The organism is Spirosoma aureum (assembly GCF_011604685.1).
In the GTDB taxonomy this organism is placed as follows: Bacteria; Bacteroidota; Bacteroidia; order Cytophagales; family Spirosomataceae; genus Spirosoma; species Spirosoma aureum.
Genome location: NZ_CP050063.1, coordinates 1,074,823 through 1,092,643 on the forward strand (window position 1 = coordinate 1,074,823; position 17,821 = coordinate 1,092,643).

15 protein-coding genes and 1 tRNA gene are annotated in these 17,821 nt (G+C 47.0%); 6 read left to right on the plus strand and 10 right to left on the minus strand.

Annotated elements, in window-relative coordinates:
* Positions 1-62 precede the first annotated feature (62 nt).
* The 4 genes from G8759_RS04380 to G8759_RS04395 form a co-directional block, all read right to left on the minus strand.
* Positions 63-1,160: a FecR family protein gene (locus G8759_RS04380; protein ID WP_167205578.1), complete on the minus strand. Its 1,098-nt coding sequence runs from the start codon at positions 1,158-1,160 to the stop codon at positions 63-65.
* Between the two features lie 75 nt (positions 1,161-1,235).
* A complete protein-coding gene (locus tag G8759_RS04385; protein ID WP_167205580.1) occupies positions 1,236-1,796 on the minus strand; it encodes an RNA polymerase sigma factor in 561 nt (186 codons plus the stop codon).
* A gap of 463 nt (positions 1,797-2,259) precedes the next feature.
* Positions 2,260-2,331 (minus strand) — tRNA-Arg (locus G8759_RS04390).
* Positions 2,332-2,506: 175 nt separating this feature from the next.
* Complete coding sequence (locus tag G8759_RS04395) at positions 2,507-3,658, minus strand: AI-2E family transporter (RefSeq protein WP_167205582.1); 1,152 nt, start codon at positions 3,656-3,658, stop codon at positions 2,507-2,509.
* Positions 3,659-3,944: 286 nt separating this feature from the next.
* Here G8759_RS04395 and G8759_RS04400 point away from each other — a divergent pair, with 286 nt between their 5' ends.
* The gene (locus G8759_RS04400; protein WP_162388701.1) at positions 3,945-4,652 is read left to right on the plus strand and encodes a response regulator; all 708 of its coding nucleotides are present in this window, start codon (positions 3,945-3,947) and stop codon (positions 4,650-4,652) included.
* Positions 4,653-4,748: 96 nt separating this feature from the next.
* Positions 4,749-5,783, plus strand: a complete 1,035-nt coding sequence (locus G8759_RS04405; protein ID WP_167205584.1) for a sensor histidine kinase — start codon at positions 4,749-4,751, stop codon at positions 5,781-5,783.
* Between the two features lie 29 nt (positions 5,784-5,812).
* Here G8759_RS04405 and G8759_RS04410 read toward each other — a convergent pair whose 3' ends face one another.
* Complete coding sequence (locus G8759_RS04410) at positions 5,813-7,078, minus strand: aspartyl protease family protein (protein WP_167205586.1); 1,266 nt, start codon at positions 7,076-7,078, stop codon at positions 5,813-5,815.
* A 239-nt stretch (positions 7,079-7,317) separates the two neighbouring features.
* Between G8759_RS04410 and tpiA the strand changes: the two genes are divergently transcribed.
* On the plus strand, positions 7,318-8,082 hold the full coding sequence (tpiA, locus tag G8759_RS04415) for a triose-phosphate isomerase (RefSeq protein ID WP_167205589.1): 765 nt from the start codon (positions 7,318-7,320) through the stop codon (positions 8,080-8,082).
* A gap of 156 nt (positions 8,083-8,238) precedes the next feature.
* Positions 8,239-8,757, plus strand: a complete 519-nt coding sequence (locus G8759_RS04420; RefSeq protein WP_167205591.1) for a cupin domain-containing protein — start codon at positions 8,239-8,241, stop codon at positions 8,755-8,757.
* A 1-nt stretch (position 8,758) separates the two neighbouring features.
* Here G8759_RS04420 and G8759_RS04425 read toward each other — a convergent pair whose 3' ends face one another.
* The 4 genes from G8759_RS04425 to G8759_RS04440 all read right to left on the minus strand — a co-directional run bounded on the left by G8759_RS04425 (position 8,759) and on the right by G8759_RS04440 (position 13,389).
* Positions 8,759-9,814, minus strand: coding sequence for a hypothetical protein (locus G8759_RS04425; RefSeq protein ID WP_197933090.1), 1,056 nt, complete (start codon positions 9,812-9,814; stop codon positions 8,759-8,761).
* Positions 9,798-10,421, minus strand: coding sequence for a hypothetical protein (locus tag G8759_RS04430; protein WP_167218689.1), 624 nt, complete (start codon positions 10,419-10,421; stop codon positions 9,798-9,800). The genes G8759_RS04425 and G8759_RS04430 overlap by 17 nt, the downstream gene beginning before the upstream one ends.
* Positions 10,422-10,436: 15 nt before the next feature.
* Positions 10,437-10,997 carry an RNA polymerase sigma factor gene (locus G8759_RS04435; RefSeq protein ID WP_162388707.1) on the minus strand — a complete coding sequence of 187 codons (561 nt, stop codon included), beginning with the start codon at positions 10,995-10,997 and terminating at the stop codon, positions 10,437-10,439.
* Positions 10,998-11,214: 217 nt separating this feature from the next.
* Positions 11,215-13,389: a S46 family peptidase gene (locus G8759_RS04440; protein ID WP_167205594.1), complete on the minus strand. Its 2,175-nt coding sequence runs from the start codon at positions 13,387-13,389 to the stop codon at positions 11,215-11,217.
* A gap of 194 nt (positions 13,390-13,583) precedes the next feature.
* On the opposite strand from G8759_RS04440, the gene G8759_RS04445 reads away from it, so the two are divergent.
* Positions 13,584-13,766: a hypothetical protein gene (locus G8759_RS04445; protein ID WP_167205596.1), complete on the plus strand. Its 183-nt coding sequence runs from the start codon at positions 13,584-13,586 to the stop codon at positions 13,764-13,766.
* Positions 13,767-13,833: 67 nt separating this feature from the next.
* Here the strand turns inward: G8759_RS04445 and G8759_RS04450 are convergent, their stop codons facing one another.
* Positions 13,834-15,174 (minus strand): NAD(P)/FAD-dependent oxidoreductase, encoded by a 1,341-nt coding sequence (locus G8759_RS04450; protein ID WP_167205598.1) that lies wholly within the window; start codon positions 15,172-15,174, stop codon positions 13,834-13,836.
* 224 nt (positions 15,175-15,398) lie between these two features.
* Between G8759_RS04450 and G8759_RS04455 the strand changes: the two genes are divergently transcribed.
* Entirely contained in the window at positions 15,399-17,819 is a 2,421-nt protein-coding gene (locus G8759_RS04455) for a TonB-dependent receptor (protein ID WP_167205601.1), read from the plus strand.
* Positions 17,820-17,821 lie beyond the last annotated feature (2 nt).

Genomic DNA, 17,821 nt, shown 5'->3' on the forward strand with positions numbered 1-17,821 from the left:
GGAGCTTGCTATCGGCAGCTCTGCGCTAACAGAGTTGCCGTTTTTTTTAACACTGTTTACATTTATTTACAGCCTTTTCCATTGACGATGATCTGTCCATCGACGACTTCATACTGAGCTTCGATTGCCCGGCAGACCAGATTCAGCTTACCGTATAGTGATTCGTCGGCCAGCGACGCTGTAACCGGGCAATCGCTCATAAGATCAGCATCGTATTCAATGGGAATCCCGTAGGCTCGTTGAATACGCTCAAAGACAGTGGAAGCTGGTGTATTGCGAAAATCGAAAACGACTACTGCTTCGGGCTGAATCAATTGCGGACTCCCGACGATGCTCCGGGCAAAACTGTCAGTCTTTCGGTTGTAAACAAGCTGTTGATTGGGCGTGATAATAACGCCCTGAAGCTTTTTGACAGCCACCGATCGGCTAACCTCTGTTTCGCGATAGACGGATACTTTACCCGTCCGAACCACCACCTCAACTCCTTCCTGATCAGTTCGAGCCTTCACCAAAAAGCTGGTTCCCAATACCTTTGTTACAATTTCGCCAGCATGGACCAGAAAGGGCTGCTTCGGATTCCGGGCCACGTCGAAAAAACCGTCACCATCCAGATATACCTCCCGGACTGCTCCTGTGAACCGGGCGGGATAGCTTAGTCGGCTGTTTTTAGCCAGCCGAATCCAACTACCATCAGGCAGGTCGACGCGGAGCGGCTCACTGTTGGGGTTGACTTGCTCGATAAGATCTTTCTGGCTTACCTGCTGGGTGTAAAGCGAAGCAGGAATGGTGGTTTGGTACACGTAGGTCCATATGCCTACGGCGAGCAGCACCGACGCGGCCAGCCCCCACCGCACCCAGTTGTTGTCCCAGAGTGGCCGAGCGATCGGATGGTGGATTGTGTTGGTCAGGCTGTCCTGCATCTGAAGGAATTGCTGGCGGATGTATTCCTCCGACCACTTGAGTGAGAGTCGGTTTAAGATCGAAACAGCGGCATCGACCGTCGGCAACTGATCGGGATGGTCTTCCAGAAACTCATTCCACTCCCAAACGTCGGCTTCGTTTTTTTGAAAATAAAAGTTCAGAAAGCCTTCGTTGGTTAGCAGGTCGTCAAGAATAAGCGGGTACGTTGGTTTCACCACGACGCATCGGTTGGTCTTCATCTATACAGAGGAACCTTATCGTCTGAATCTTCCTGTTTTTTGTAGAAAAAATTGTAGAAAATTTATACTAATTGCTCAGATTGGCTTCAGCAGCGTTTTTAAACGCTTCAATGCTTCGTGTAACGTCTTATAAATACTGTCGATTTGGAGGCCTGTCTGCTCTGAAATTTCTTTATACGACAGTTCTTCAAAGTATTTGAGTGTAATGATCTGTTTCTGGCGAGAGGTCAGTTCATTCATCGCCTGTACAAGCTGACTGCGCCGAATAGCATCTTCTTCCTGTGCCACGAGAATTTCTTCATAAGATGTTACAGGTAGATAAACCCCATCAAGCGGCTCTGTAGCTGTCCGCTGGAGTTTGATTACGGCTTTCGCAAGCCTTTTTTTTAACGAACCTTTCAGATAGGCTTCAAACGACACCACGTCGCCTAGTGTGTGCCTGTACTGCCAGAGATCCTGAAAGATCGCCTGAATGGCTTCTTCGGTTAGGGTACTGTCAAATGACCATTTTATCCCAGTCCGAAAAAGTGGATTGTAATACGTATTAAATAGATACTGAAGCGCCTTCTCATCATTTTGCCTGAGGGCTTGAAGAATCAGAGCATCTACATATTGACCATTTTCTGCATTATTCATGGATAAAATAAGAATAATGTAAAGTTGCCAATAAAGGTAGGCTTTTTAAGTCACATAACTTAAGATAAGGTGACTATATCGTTCAGGAGATTTTACTAAATGATAAGAGCAGTCTTGTAAACTAGTGGAAATAACACAAATCAAATGCAGTATGACACGGTACTAAAACCCAGAAACCAATATAAATACGTATCTTGATCATTAGTTGCGAAATAGGTAAACAGCAATTTATTGGCAGCACTTCACCAATAACCTCATTCAAGCTCATCGGCTTTAACGAGTCCTGGCTGCAGAATTAGTGGATAAGCTGTGCATCTTTATTGCCGAACAAAAGCCGTAAAGTGGAAACATTCTGAGTAATTGTTCCCAACAGAATAAAATCTACCTATTACTTTAATACTGTAGATCATCTAAAAAGCCTTGCGAACCAGAGAGTTGCAAGGCTTTGAAATTGTACTATCTGTGCTCCCGAAGGGATTCGAACCCCTATCGTCGGTACCGGAAACCGAAATTCTATCCATTGAACTACGGAAGCAGGATTTCCCTATTTGGGAGTGCAAATATACTAGCTTTTGCGCTAAAAACGCAAGTGGATGCCTAAGATGATTTAACCGGAGAACGATTAAGCCCATATGCAACCTGACTTTCTTCGCTGTCGATTAGGTAATTTTTTGCGCAACGAGCTATAAATGAGTGCATAGTAGTTAGGGCTAGGTTTTCTCTTCGATCTCACCAATCTTTTTAGCCCGTTTAGGCAAATGTTCCGCCAATTGCTGAAAGTTCTTGATAGGAGGGCGAGGTTTTTCGGCTTCACCGATCAGGAAGCCATAAGGATTTAGCGATTCGACCGCATCAAAAATAACTTTTAAAATGGCCGTCATCGGTAAAGCCAGAACCAAGCCGGGAAACCCCCACACATTTTCCCACAAAATGAGCACAATAATGGCTGCCAATGGATTGATACTTACTTTCGAACCGACGATGTAAGGTGTAATAAAATTGCCTTCCAGAGTTTGGACAAATAGAAACACACCTATCACCCCCAGTGCTTTCAGAGGATTATCTTCCGTAACGAGCGCATAAGCTGCTGGTAGAAGCGAGCCTAGTGAAATGCCAAAATAAGGAATGAGCACTAAACAGGCTCCGAAGAAGCCAAAGAAAATAGCGTAGTCAATGCCCAGAATAAGCAATCCCACCGTCATTAATGTGCCAATGATCAGAATGACAAGAACTAATCCGGCAAGGTAGTCTTTCACTACATTATAAATGCCACTTAGAACCGAATCGATCTTCGACCGTCGTGTACCATGAAATACCCTGTAGAAAAACGACCGGAAAAAGTCGCGGTAGAGCAAAAAGAAGAAAATGAATAATAGTACCAGAAAAACATCCGTCAATGTACTGGTTGTGGCTAAAAGTGTACTGGTCAGAATGGTGCCACCTTCAGACAGGGCTTGGTTCAGATACTTGCGAACTTCATTGACTTGCCGCTGACGATCGATGTTCAGGCGTTCATCGGCATAGGTTTGAAGTTGTGCCAGATACTCATTGCCCCGCTTAATTAATTGGGGTATTACTTCCGCAAAACTGCTGATCTGCATAGAGACAGCGTAAAGAATACCGACAATAACGGCCAGTGTCAGGATTAAACACAACGCAATGGCCAGGATGCGTGGCACCCGCCAATTTTCGAGCCGTTGTGCTAATGGGAAGAGAAGAACAGAGAAGAGAATTGCGAAGACCAGTGGAATCAGTAATCCCTGTAGAGCATGCAATCCGTAAATAATGATAACTAATGACAGTAATACGCAGGCAATTTTAGCGTATGAGGGGAGCTTAACCTCCCGTGCGCGAGTATCCATGATGCTGCATAAACGCTATTTAGAGACTAATCGTTATTTTCTTTTTGTGATTCGATAGATTAATGAGGAGCTAACTGATTTTCAACGGCTTTGTTTCTTAAGTGGCATAGCGTAACGCAGAAGGCTAATCGACTAGAAGTCAGTTAGTAGGTAAGCGCAAAAAAGTTTGTTGGCTTGTTAAATTATTGTTAAGTATGTGTTCCTTAGGCGTAACGTTGTGGATAAGCCACGTAACTTCGGGGCAGCCTAAGCTAAAAATAGGCTTTTCTCACCAACTCTGCTTCACATGAGTGCTGCTAAAGCTGCTCAACCGCTGCATCGCATCTTAGTCGTAGACGACGACGCTGACATTGTCGAGATGCTCGAATACAATCTCGCCAAAGAAGGTTATGATGTCCGTACGGCAACTGACGGACGTAAAGCCGTCGAAATTGCACGGTCTTATTTACCCGAGCTGGTTATGCTCGATATTATGATGCCGCATTTAGACGGCATCGAGGCTGGTCGACAATTGCGTGACATTCCGGAGTTACGCCAGACCTACATTCTTTATCTGACAGCCCGCTCAGAGGAATATTCCGAGGTGGCCGCTTTTGATGTAGGAGCCGACGATTATATCACCAAGCCCATCAAACCACGCGCCTTGATGAGCCGGGTAAATGCTCTTTTCCGCCGGGAAGCGCAGAAAGCTGATCCAGGCGAACAGATCAATATTGCCGAATTGACGATTAATCGCAAAAATTATTCGGTCACTCAGGACGATAAGTCGGTGATTCTTCCAAAAAAAGAATTTGAATTACTGTTTTTTCTGGCACAGCACCCTAATAAGGTGTTCAGTCGCGAAGAACTTCTTCAAAAAATCTGGGGTGCAGATATCTATGTCCTCGAACGTACGGTAGACGTTCATATTCGTAAACTCCGCGAGAAAATCGGGGATACACATATCCGAACCCTCAAAGGGGTAGGGTATATGTTTACAGACCAACCCGAATAAGCGAATGAGTGAATTAGTGAATGGGCGAATCTGTTTATTGAACAGTGTCTGCATGAATAAGAAACTCATGCAGACACTTATTCACTTATTCGTCTAATGTCCCTAAGTCCCCGATTTATTGCCCTGTTGCTGGCGTCGTTAATTTCGGCGCTGACGCTGGCGTTTTTGACATTTGTAGAAGGCGTAACCAACAACATGCTGTTTGTGGTTGGTGTATCGTCGTTTGTCATCTCGTTTTTTCTAGTGTTATACGCGATTGAACTGCTGGTATTCCGGGAGGTCAATAAGATGTACAAAACGATCCACAAACTTAAGATCCGCGATTTTACGATCTCCCGTAAAACAATAATCAAGAACACCAATCCTTTCAAAAAGCTCAACGACGAAATTTTTGTCTATGTCGCTAAAAAACAGAAAGAGATTGATGAGCTAAAGCGTCTGGAGCAATTTCGGCGCGAATTTCTGGCCGATGTTTCGCACGAATTAAAAACGCCCATTTTTGCTGCTCAGGGCTTCATTCATACGCTGATCGACGGAGCGGTAGACGATGAACATGTTCGGGATAAGTTTCTGTCGAAAGCCGCCAAAAGCCTGGATGGACTCGATGCGCTGGTTAAAGATTTAGTCGCGCTCTCGCAGTTGGAAACCGGCGAAGTGAAAATGAGTTTCGAGCGGATTGATATTGCTCACGTGACTCAGGAGGTGTTTGAACAACTGGAGAAAATTGCACAGGCGAAACGGGCGTCTCTTAAGATGCGTCTCGACCGGCCTGGCCCGGTTTGGGTCAAGGCCGATATGCAACGCATTACCCAGGTCATGACCAACCTGATTGAAAACGCGATAAAATATGGTAATGAAAACGGCAAGGTTATCGTCAGCCTGGAAGAAGATAAGAAACACACGCTGATTTCAATTCGCGACGATGGCCCCGGTATTCCGCCCGAACATTTAAGCCGGATTTTTGAACGATTCTACCGGGTCGAAAAAAGCCGCTCCAAAGATCGGGGCGGCACGGGTTTGGGATTGGCAATCGTCAAGCATATTCTGAATGCCCACAAAGCCAAGATTACGGTGATGAGCAAACTGGAAAGAGGCACGACATTTCGGTTTAAGTTAGAACGAATGGAATAGCTGAGGCATGATTATCCCTTCGAGTTCGCTTAAATCAGTCGTTTTAAGGCAAAATTGGCGACGAAAATCTGACCGTTGCGTCTGACCAGCACCGACACTTCTTTTCCTTCTCCTTTTTGGAGTATTTTGTAAATATCGCTGATCGTCAGTTCGCTAACTGAGCTATTGTTAACAAACAAAACTTCATCACCTTCCTCAATTCCAGCCAAAGCAGCCGGTGAGCCTTCAATGATCTTGCCTACGTAATAGTTACGGAATCGCTCGCCTTTAGCGCGGAGTTCTAATCCACTCATGTCGTGCTCAAACGATTCACGCATTAAACGTTTGATTGGCTTCATGACAATGTAGCGATCCGGATAATTGAACGTGACGTTAAACCGACGTAATAACTCGCAGCCAACATTTCCCTGACGTTCGGGCATATCGACGAGTTTCATGCCAAAAGCGGCACTGTCAGGAAACGACGCCAGAATATTATCCAGCTCATAACGCCCAAATTTTACTTTCTGAATTCGGCCCATACTGCCGTTAATAACACCATTTAAGCCGCGGCCCAATTGAGCCCGAACAACTTTTGCCGGCAATGGCATAGCTGACGTGCTTCTCGAACGATCGAGCAGGAGCGCATGACCAGCACCCGTATCTAAAACTACCCGAAGCGGCATTGATTTATCGCCGTCGAAAACAGCCAGCGCATCGGTATAGGCTTTGGTATCCTGAATGGTGATCGGATATCGATCACCTTTTCGTTTTTTATACCGGTACTTTTTCGGCTGCATGATCATAAGCTCCCGGCGCTGGAAATCAACGTTTACCACGAAATTGGCAAAGAGCTCATAACCAAAAATGCCATGAACCGGGGTTCCGACATATTCCGATAGCTTTAAAATATCTTCGTCCAGAATAACAAGGTTATGGTGCGAAGCACGCATACCACCCATACTCAGGTTCGTATTGATCGCGATAGAAGCCGTTAAGTTGCCGCCTTCTCCCGCGCCGGTCAGCTTCACTTTGCGTGAGAGTGTGAGCGGCTGTTTGCGGAAAATGCTGGGGTCAGTAATGATTGTATTACCAACTCCCGTATCTAAAATAAATTGCAGCGTATCGGAATCATTGATCTGGACGGGTACAATGATGAGATTTGAATGCAGCTGGAAAGGAATTCGGGTCCATGAACGATTACCGGCGATATAAAAGCCGTAGCGGTCCCGATCTGGAGTATGCTTATGGTGATCATCACCCCAAGCCACCAGACCGGTGCAAAGCATGCAGATTATCAGGATCACCGCTTTCATGTAAATGTGTTTATGGCATTGAAATTACGTATTTTTTACTTGAATAACACAAAAAATAGATGACTGGTTTACTGAGTTAACAAACGGTCAACGGAGTATCTGGCCAACTGCGTAAAATTTAGCGCTGGGCCGGGTGGAGTGTTCGGCTGAAAACCCCTAATTTCGCCCGTAATTGATGAACATGAGTCCTGTTCGTTTAATTCGTATCAGTTGATTATTAGCACATTATTCCCTCTATTATGCGTAAAAAGATAGTTGCCGGTAACTGGAAAATGAACAAAACCTTCGAGGAAGCAAAAGCCCTGCTGTCGGAGGTTGTCAATATGATTAGTGATGAAGTTACGGGCGATGTCGAGGTGGTGCTTTGCCCGCCTGCGTTGTACCTGGCCGCATCGCGTCAGTATATCACGTCGGGCGGTAAGGTTTCACTGGGTGCACAAAATTGCCATGAGAAGGCATCGGGTGCCTACACGGGCGAAATTTCCGCCCCAATGCTCCAGTCGATCGGTGTTGACTATGTTATTCTGGGCCATAGCGAACGCCGGCAGTATTTTGGCGAAACCAATGCACTCCTGGCAGAAAAAGTAAACATCGTTCTCGAAAACGGGCTGACACCAATCTTTTGCTGCGGTGAGTCACGCGATCTGCGTGAAAATGGGGATTATATTGGTTTCGTTAAAGATCAGGTCACTGAAAGCCTTTTTCACCTGTCGGCTGAATCTTTTGCTAAAATCGTCATTGCCTACGAACCCATCTGGGCCATTGGTACTGGTTTAACGGCTTCGTCGGCGCAGGCGCAGGACATGCACTTTGAGCTTCGTCAGCACATTGCCAGCCAATATGGGGATGCTATCGCTCAGGACATCACGATCCTTTATGGTGGTAGCGCTAATGAGAAAAATGCTGCCGAACTCTTCGCACAACCCGACGTTGATGGAGGCCTCATTGGTGGAGCCTCGCTCAAGTCGCGGGAGTTTCTGACCGTTGTTAAGGCGCGTCAGTAATTAATTGCGCCAACCTGTTTTCCTGCGGGCCAGAGAACATAGAGGAGCAATGGGCTAAACCTATGTATGCTCTGGCCCTGACGGGAAATTGGTTCATAACCTGGCCAAGCCAATCTAAAAAACACCAGGAATCGTATCGAGTCTGACCTGATCAGTATGACAGCAGCCTATTTTGTCCGGGCATTTACTATGCAACCCCATCCTGAGGGTGGCTACTTTGCCGAAACCTATCGCTCATCGGAAACGATTCCACAGTCGGCTTTACCCGATCGATTCACGGGTTCACGTACGTTCGGGACCGCGATTTATTTCCTGCTGGAAAGCCACCATGTTTCGGCGCTTCATCGAATTCAGGCTGACGAAATATGGCATTTCTACGCGGGCGGACCACTGGAAGTGTTCGTGATTTCGCCAGCCGGCGAACTGAACGTCATACGACTAGGCAGTAATATCGATCAGGGTGATGTGTTTCAGGCTGTTGTGCCTGCCGGCTGCTGGTTTGGCTCAAAACCGGCTGATGGAAGTGCTTTTTCGCTGGTTGGCTGCACTGTTGCACCCGGTTTCGACTTTGCTGACTTTGAAATGGCCGAACAGGATACATTACTTCAGGCCTATCCTCAACACCGGGAGGTGATCGAGAAATTATCTAAACCGCCTGGGCCACAGGCGGTTTAGATTACCTGAAATTTACATTACCAAACTTCGATACAACCCGGACTTTAGTGCCGGAGCCGCTACCAATTTTGCCAATGTACTGTTTGGTCAATCGTGGGCCAGAATGCCCGTTTTTATCTTCGGGTTGGCTCGTAAAGTGCATTGACTGCCCTGATGAATAGTTAAAATTTCCATAGCTGACAGTCACGTCGAAGTCACAGTTGTTCCCGCTTTCCATGGGGAGCGCAACAGAGGAATAATTGGCCTGAATATCGACATTGTCGACCGTCTTCGGCAGCTGATCGATCCGGAATCCACCCGAAAAATCAAGCTTAATCCGTCCCGATTCGCGCAGAGTTCCAATCTTGGCGCCTGAGTAATTGATATCGGCGTCGAGCTTGCCAACATTACCAATCGTCATTTTACCAAATTTATTATTCAGCGTCAGAACGTTTACCCGATCCAGATCAAGGCTTGCATAAGCGATGTCCAGTTTACCCTCGTCGAGATTACGGATATCGGCTTTGCCATAGGCCACATCAATATCGTTCTGACGACCAGTAAGTTCATCGGCACTGAAGTTGCCATAACGGCAGTGAACAGAGAGTGGTGCATGAAACGAAGGTATGCTCGTATTGCCAAACTTGTTCCGAATTGTCAGAGCGTTTTGCTTGGGCATCATTACCTCGTAATTGATCTTTACAAAGTTCCGTTCACCGTTGCTTTTCCAGCTATTCATGCTCCAGTTCGACAGACTATTCTGGCTAAAATTCGTCCGAATCAGGATCTGGTTGCCATTCCGTTTTTCTTCAATAGAGACGGCGTCTAAAAACCGTTGTACTCGTTCATCAGAATCTGAATTGGCTACGATGGTAATCTGAACGCGGATTTCACTTTTATCCCACAGTCCAACTGATATCTGGCCAAATTGATTGTCAACGACCAGGTTATCTTTAGCGTCGACATCGAACAGCTTGATAATGGTTTTCTTTCGTTCAATCGCGCCGGTTTCAATCGGATCCTCTGCCCACGTCAATAAAGGGCATAGGACAAGCAGCAGGCTATACAGGGTTTTCATTAGTTTGCTGTTTAATACGCTTAATAACGCGCAACTGTTCATTGAGCAGGTTGATTTGAAGTTGCAGGTTTTGAATCATTGCTTCTATCAGCATTTCCTGATTCGGATTTTTAGGCAAATCGGCTTTCAGGGATTGATATGAATTTTCGAGCCGATTCAGATCCGTTGCAAATTCCTGATAGAGACTGGGATTATCTTCGGTCATGTGTTTCAGTTCATCGCGTTTGACGTCAATCAGGCGGGTGTAGTGAACCACTTCTTTAGCATAGGTCGGTCCAACGGCTACCACCTCGGGCTGATGGGTAACGCCATACTGATAGTTCATGTATAGAAAGCTACCGGCCAGCAACAACACGGCAATGGATGCTGCTACCCGCCAGTCCAAGCCAGGCCAGCCTATTTGCATGCTGCCAAACCGCGACGGATTTTTATGTATAGTCTGAAACGGTGATGTATTAGTTGGCCGAGTTTCACCCATGGTGGATCCGGTCGATTGCTGTTCAGGCAACCCGGCTTCTATTTTTCGCCACAAATCAAGCGGAGGTTCTTTGTCATCAAAGGCCTCACGGTTGTCGCGTACGAAGCGTTCTAAATTATCTTTTCTCATCATTGGCTTTGTTGTTTATTGCAATAGTTCCAGCAACCTTTTTTTTCCACGTAAATACTGAGTTCTTGAAGTTGTTTCGCTGATTTTCAATACGTTACCGATCTCTTCGTGGTCGTAACCTTCGAACAAATACAACGATAAGACAACGCGATATCCTTCGGGCAATTGTTGCATCGCCCGCCGAACCCGCTCGACTTCCAGCTGAGTTCCTTCTTCGTCATAAGGCTCTGGATCGGCAAAGTCGGGTCCATCGTCTTCCCCCAATCGATTTGATTCCAGATCGACAAGCTCCAGCCGACGGCTTCGCAGGTGATTAATGGCCCGGTTAACCACAATCTGCTTCAGCCACGCACCGAATGTACTCTGCCCCCGAAAAGACCCGATGTGGTTGAATGCATCCATGAACGCTTCCTGTAATACATCTTCTGCTTCGGCCTCATGGTTGAGAATGCGCAGGCAGACGTTATACATCGCTTTGACGTACTGCTGGTAGAGTTCATACTGAGCCCGTCGCTCACCCTGTTGGCAGCGTTTGACCAGTTCAGCATGGCGATCCGGGTATGGTTTTGGTTCCAACAGCTTCAGCGTATTCTGTGGTTTAGGTTGTAATCACAGAAAAGATGGAAGAAAAAAGCGAATGTTGCACTGATATGTAAAAAATAATGTAGCTACGCTAAATAGATGGTGTCAGGCGTGCAATAAAGTAGATTTAGCTCCGTTGTTATCGTTTATATACAGCTGATTCAGTGTGACAGACAGGCTTTTAGCTCAAAAACCTGTCTGTCACACTGAATTATTTTTTTGTAGAAATTTTATTGGCTGAACTGCCGGGGAGCGTTCCGGTTAATTCACTGACGATCCGATCAGCTTTGTATATATAGCGCATGGCCGCTACGATCCCTCCTGTATGAACCGAGATTGTCCGGTTGGCATCTGGTACAAAAATAAATTCTCCCGGCAAACTTTCCATATTACCATCGAAGGCCAGTCCGACCGCTTCCCGATTTTTATTGATCATGGGGCTACCTGAATTTCCGCCAATAATATCATTCGTGGAAATAAAACACATGGGCTGTTTAAGCAATTCAGCGGGTGGGTTTTTCCAGCGGGCGGGTAAATTCCAGGGAGCTTTATCTGCAAACGAGTAATTGCGGTCATAGAGTCCGGCAAATGTGGTTAGAATGGGCGCTTTTGTTCCGTTATAATCATAGCTCTGCACGACACCGTCATTAATCCGGAGCGAGAAGGTTGCATCGGGCGGTACGGCAGAACCATAAACATCGTAGAGCATTCGACCCAGCTGACCGCGCAGCACTTCCTGTCGTTGTGTGATCTGCCGTGCCTGCCGTGCCGCCGTTACATAACGGGGAAAACCGATACGAGCCAGGGCTAATAGCGGATCATTGGAAGCGGCTATGGCTCCCGGCCGGGTAGCCAGTTCTTTAACAAACGCCGGATCTTTCAACTTTGTGGTTTTAAGCAGATAAGCAGCCGCTTCTTTAGGCGTTCGATTTTTGCCGGAAGCTGTTTCAAATGCCGCTTTTATGTAAGGGTCGTCGTTACCCAGGCCAATTTGCGCTTCTGCCAGGTGAGCGGCCAGGTAGGCCTCTTCCAGTACAGCGCTTTTGACGTTTGGTGTAACAACCAGAGAGCGTGCATTTTCGGCATCCTGCGGACGCGAGGTTAGTAACTCGCCAAATTGTGTTAGAACGTTGGCAAATGTGAGCAGTTCACCCATCATTCGCTCGCTCGGAGCCAAATAGTTGGCATCTCTGAATAAGCTCCGCAACTGTGCTGTATTAGCGGCAAGATCATCCCAGGTCTTCAATTGATCGGTGGGGAGATTTTTGGCTTTTGCTGCGGCCTGAAATTGGCGTTCAAAGGTCGCCTTACGTGCTAATAGGCCCGCATCGCGCAGCCCTGCCAATTGGCCTCCATACGCTTTAAGACTATTATCATAGCTGAAAATCTCATTTAAAATACTGTCATTTTTGGCGGTTGCATTATAGGCCTTCAGGGCCGCAGACCGATTAGTCAGTAGCTGGATAGTTGCTGGCGTCTGTAGATCCCGGTCAAATTCGAGTTCGGCTACGGTTTTGAGCCGCTCGGTATGCCCCGGATTACCAATCACAAAAATGGGTTCTCCGTCGCGGATGCCGTTCGTGTTGAATTTAAAGAAATGGGTCGTTTGCAGTGGTTTACCATTATCGTAAACCCGGAAAAAAGAACAGTCCAGCGCATAGCGAGGATACGTAAAATTGTCATAATCACCACCGAAAAAACCTAGCTGCAACTCGGGCATGAATACAAGCCGAACGTCGGTATAGCGTTTGAAGCCATAGAGTGCATATCGACCACCGTCATAGAATGTGATCGTTTGAAGTTCCAGACCCTGCCAGCCTTCCTTGCTTCCATATTCCTGTTTTATGGTCGTAAATGCCTGTTCACGAGCCTGCAACTGTGCCTGTTCGGAACCAGCACCGTTCATCGCGTCCTGAACCCGTTTCGTAATATCGTCGATCTTGACCAGCTGATCGACGAACAGGCCATCTACTTTCCGCTCTTCGGTTAGAGTTTTTGCGTAGAAACCAGTGGCATTCAGATCTTCGCCTTTACGGGTAACGCCCGTGCCCGACTCGCGGGCACAATGGTGATTTGTCATCACCAGGCCATTGGCCGATACGAATGATGCCGAGCAGTAGTCGGCAAAACGTAAGGAAGCCAGCCTGGCTTCATCAAACCATTTTTCGTCGGGTTTAAAATTGTACGTCTTCGTAAAATAGTCCTTGGGTGGACTGTCGAAGGTCCACATTTTCCCCAGGTCGAGCGGGCCACCTATGGCGCTATCGGGTTGATCTGCCGACGCGGTTACAGAATAGGATTGAGTCGTTTGTGCAGAGAGTGGGCCGACCAGGTTGGCTATCAATGCAGCAGTCAGCAAAGTGGAGCGAAGGTTGATCCTATGCATCAGAGAAAAGGAGCTATTAGTCAATAAAACGTGAATTTAAGGGCAAACGTTTTACCGGAAGTTATTTTATCCTTCGGCAATGGGTCATTTGAGAGGTCAAAAACTTTTAACCGAAGCTTAATTGTACGCCTTTAATCGATTGCTGATCATACGCATCTAACCTATGAATTGCGTAAAAAAACAGATCCTTAGTTATGAAAACGAATAAATTGCTTGGACTCCTGACAGCGCTAGTTCTGCTCGTATCTGTGGCCGGTTGTGTTCCGGCCTATTATGGTAACCGTTACGGCAGTTATCACGGACGGCATCATCATCCATATGCGGCTCGCCCGGTTCCAGCCCGGCCTTATGGAGGCTATGGGCATCCGGGCTGGTAGATCAGATTTTGTGTCAAATGCGACGGGGCGCTTCAGAAGCGCCCCGTCGCATTTGACACCAGATTTATTAACTCATTTCATTTTTTAGCATAATTTCCTGCCCAACCTTATCGTCTTTTCGAACGAAAGGCCGAATAATGATCCGGGTTCCGCGCTGATAGGTGAAGAGCCGATAGATCCAGTTGCTGAAAACGATCAGTTTACTACGGAACCCCACTAAATACCAGATGTGAACAAACAGCCAGGCCATCCAGGCAATGAACCCGCCGAGGTGCACATTGCCCGGTAAGTCGGCTACGGCACGACTGCGCCCAACAATGGCCAGCGATCCTTTATCGAAGTATTCGAATGGCTCAGTAGGCTCGTTCTTCATTAGTCGACGCAGATTTTTGGCCAGATGAACGCCCTGCTGAATTGCAGGCTGGGCAACGCCGGGGTGGCCTTTCGGGTATTTTTCCAGCTTCATAAAGGCAATATCCCCGATGGCAAATACATCGGTCATCCCCTGGATACGATTAATGGGATCGACCAGAATTCGTCCTTTTTCAATGGATTCGGCTGGAATCCCCTCAATCAGTGCTCCTGTAACACCAGCGCCCCATACCAGTGTCTGGGTTTTAATCTGTTCTCCACCTTTGAAGGTTACCGTCTCGCCATCGTACGATTCGACCAGCGTATTTAATTTAATAACAACACCAAGGTCTTCGAGATAACGTTGTGCTTTCTGTCCCGCTTCATCCGACATAGGCGGCAATACCTTGCCTAAGCCCTCCACGATATAGATTTTCATCTCACTGAAATCGAGTCCAGGATAATCGTTTGGCAGGACGTGTTTACGCATTTCGGCCAGTGATCCTGCCATTTCAACACCGGTTGGTCCCGCCCCGGCAATGACGAACGTCAGTAGACTTTGTCGTTCCGCCGAATCGGTAGTGACGCTGGCCTGTTCAAAACATTGGAGAAACTGACTCCTGACGTTGAGGGCTTCCGGAATGGTTTTAAGCGGGAATGAGTATTTCTGGATTTGCTCATTCCCGAAAAAATTAGATTTCGATCCAGTAGCAATAACCAGGTAATCGTAATGCAGGTCACCGATCAGCGTAGTCACTGTTTTGGTGGCAGGATCAATCTTGTTGACCCGCACCATCCGATAATGAAAGTCGGTGTGTCCATCGAACATCTTTCGGAAAGGTTCGGCGATGGCATCCGGCTCCAGACCGGCAGTTGCTACCTGATACAGCAACGGCCAGAAACCGTTATAATTTTGTTTATCGAACAACACTACCTGCACATCCTTACCTTTCAGGCTCTTGGCTAAATTCATGCCGCCGAACCCTCCACCTATAATGACGACGCGCGGTTTAGCCGTATCGGGTATGTTGAGCGAAAGTTTATCGAATTGAAGCATCGTCGTGAAGTTTTTGTCCGGAGGTTGTTTCTGCTTGTATTACCTAATAATCAGGTGTTTTGTTTCATAGAACGACCGGAAAGTAAGCGAGCAGAAAACGATAACCTTCTACTATATATACGTTTTTTTAGCAGAAAAGGTTAATATATTAAGTAGCTTTGTTGTTCTCCCGACCAACGTTATCAAGCCTCCCTACGGTCCAATCTGCTTTTTGATTAGTTTGTATGCGTTTAGGTCTATGTGGTCTGATAAGCTTTTTATTTTTTTGCCATTGTATACAGGGGCAGAATCCGTCCAGGCGAGCTACGATTAGCGGTTATGTTCGCGAAATTGGTAGCCAGGAGGCTCTGATTGGCGTAAATGTGTATGTGCCCGGCACAACGACCGGTACAACGACCAATACTTACGGTTTCTATTCACTGACGTTGCCTATGCAGGACAGCCTGCGGTTAGCGTATTCGTTTGTTGGTTACGAAACGGTTCTACGTACGAGCCAATTGCGGACCAGCCAGACGATAAACATGGATTTGACGCCGGGGCAGGCACTGGCGGAGGTTGATGTGAAGGCCGGGCCAAGAGGTGAAAAAGTCAGTGAGAGCGCGCAGATGAGTACGATTGACATACCCATAGCGCAAGTCAAGAAGATTCCGGCCTTTCTGGGCGAGAAAGACGTATTGAAAGTAATACAATTGATGCCGGGTGTACAGAAAGGTTCGGAAGGGCAAACCGGTATTTATGTACGTGGCGGTGGACCAGACCAGAATCTGGTTATACTGGATGATGCGATTGTTTATAATGCCAGCCATTTGTTCGGCTTTTTCTCCGTGTTCAATGGGGACGCTATCAAAAGTGTCGAATTAATAAAAGGCGGCTTTCCTGCTCGCTTCGGCGGACGATTATCGTCGGTTATTGAGCTGAACCTAAAAGATGGTAACCGCGAAAAACTCCACGGCGAAGGCGGTATTGGGCTTATTGCCTCAAGACTTACCCTCGAAGGGCCATTAACGAGAAGTAAAAAAACGGGCCAGCGTTCGGGATCGTTTCTGCTATCGGGTCGTCGTACCTACCTGGATATTCTGGCCGCTCCACTGATCAATGCCGAAACGCGGGGACAAACCAAAATTGGGTATTATTTCTATGACCTTAATGCCAAGGCCAACTATGATCTTGGAGCTAAAGACAAGCTTTATCTGAGTGGCTATTTTGGCCGCGACAAATTTCATTCCCGCGATAAAGTAGAAAATTCAGATACCGATTTAAGCTGGGGTAATGCCACCGGGACGCTGCGCTGGAACCACCTGTTCAATCAGAAGCTATTTTCAAATACTTCATTGATTTTCAGTGATTACAAGTTTCAAATTGCCTCTGTAGAGCGCGGCACCACCGACAACCAGCTTTATTCGCTCCAGTATAATTCCGGTATCCGTGATTTTTCTCTGAAATATGATCTGGATTATTACCCATCGCCCGACCATTCGGTAAGGGCAGGCCTACAAAGTACCTACCACCGATTTACACCCAGCGCGGTTGTTTTGCAGAACTCCGCCATCAGCCAGTTGACTAGTAATGTCAGTACAATCGATGTTGTTGAGTCGGGTGTTTATGCAGAGGATACCTGGCGTCCGTCCAGCCGTTGGCGCGTGAATGGCGGGTTACGATTAAGTTATTTCAAGCAGAAAGATGTTGGCTATTTTCGGCCGGAGCCTCGATTGTCTGGCGCTTTTATGATTAAACCTGATCTGTCGGTCAAGGCATCGTATGCGCTCATGAATCAGTACGTTCATTTGCTGTCGAATACGGGTATTGGGTTACCTACAGACTTGTGGGTGCCAACTACCGATCGCGTAAAGCCCCAGCAATCGCAACAGGTAGCCGTAGGTGTTGCCAAAGATTTTGTCGATAAGGGGTTAACGTTAACGGTGGAAGGCTATTACAAGGACATGAACAACATCATTAATTATAAAGAAGGCGCTAGTTTTCTGTTAATTAATGATCCGACTTCGGCAAACAGCGTTCGTTGGGAAGACAACGTTACGGCTGGGCGGGGTTGGTCCTATGGCGCTGAGTTTCTGTTGCAAAAGAAAGTGGGCCGTTTTTCGGGCTGGGCGGGTTATACACTCTCGTGGACGCAGTGGCAATTTGCCGAGCTAAACAACGGCCAATCCTTTTATCCGCGCTATGATCGGCGGCACGATATTTCGTTGGTTGGCATCTATGAACTAAATAAGCGTATTACCTTGTCGGCTACCTGGGTCTATGGTACGGGCAACGCTCTGACAATGCCACTTAGCCGATACAATGCCGACCGGCCAGGCATGTCGTTTTCGTCTGTAGATGGCGGAAGTGGCCTGATTCAGGGCCTTTTCCAGAATGGGCGTATTGTCGAAGATTATGGTAATCAGAAGAATAGTTTCCGGGCCGAAGCCTATCACCGATTCGATGTAAGCATACAGTTTCATAAGCAGAAGAAACATCACGAACGGACCTGGGAGGTCAGCTTTTATAATCTCTACAATCGTCGGAACCCGTATTTCTACCGGCTTGAAGCCGTGAACTCAACGGCAACCGACCCAGGCCGTACGGCTTTGTTCCGATATTCTGTTTTTCCAATTGTTCCATCTGTCAGTTACAATTTTAAATTCTGATT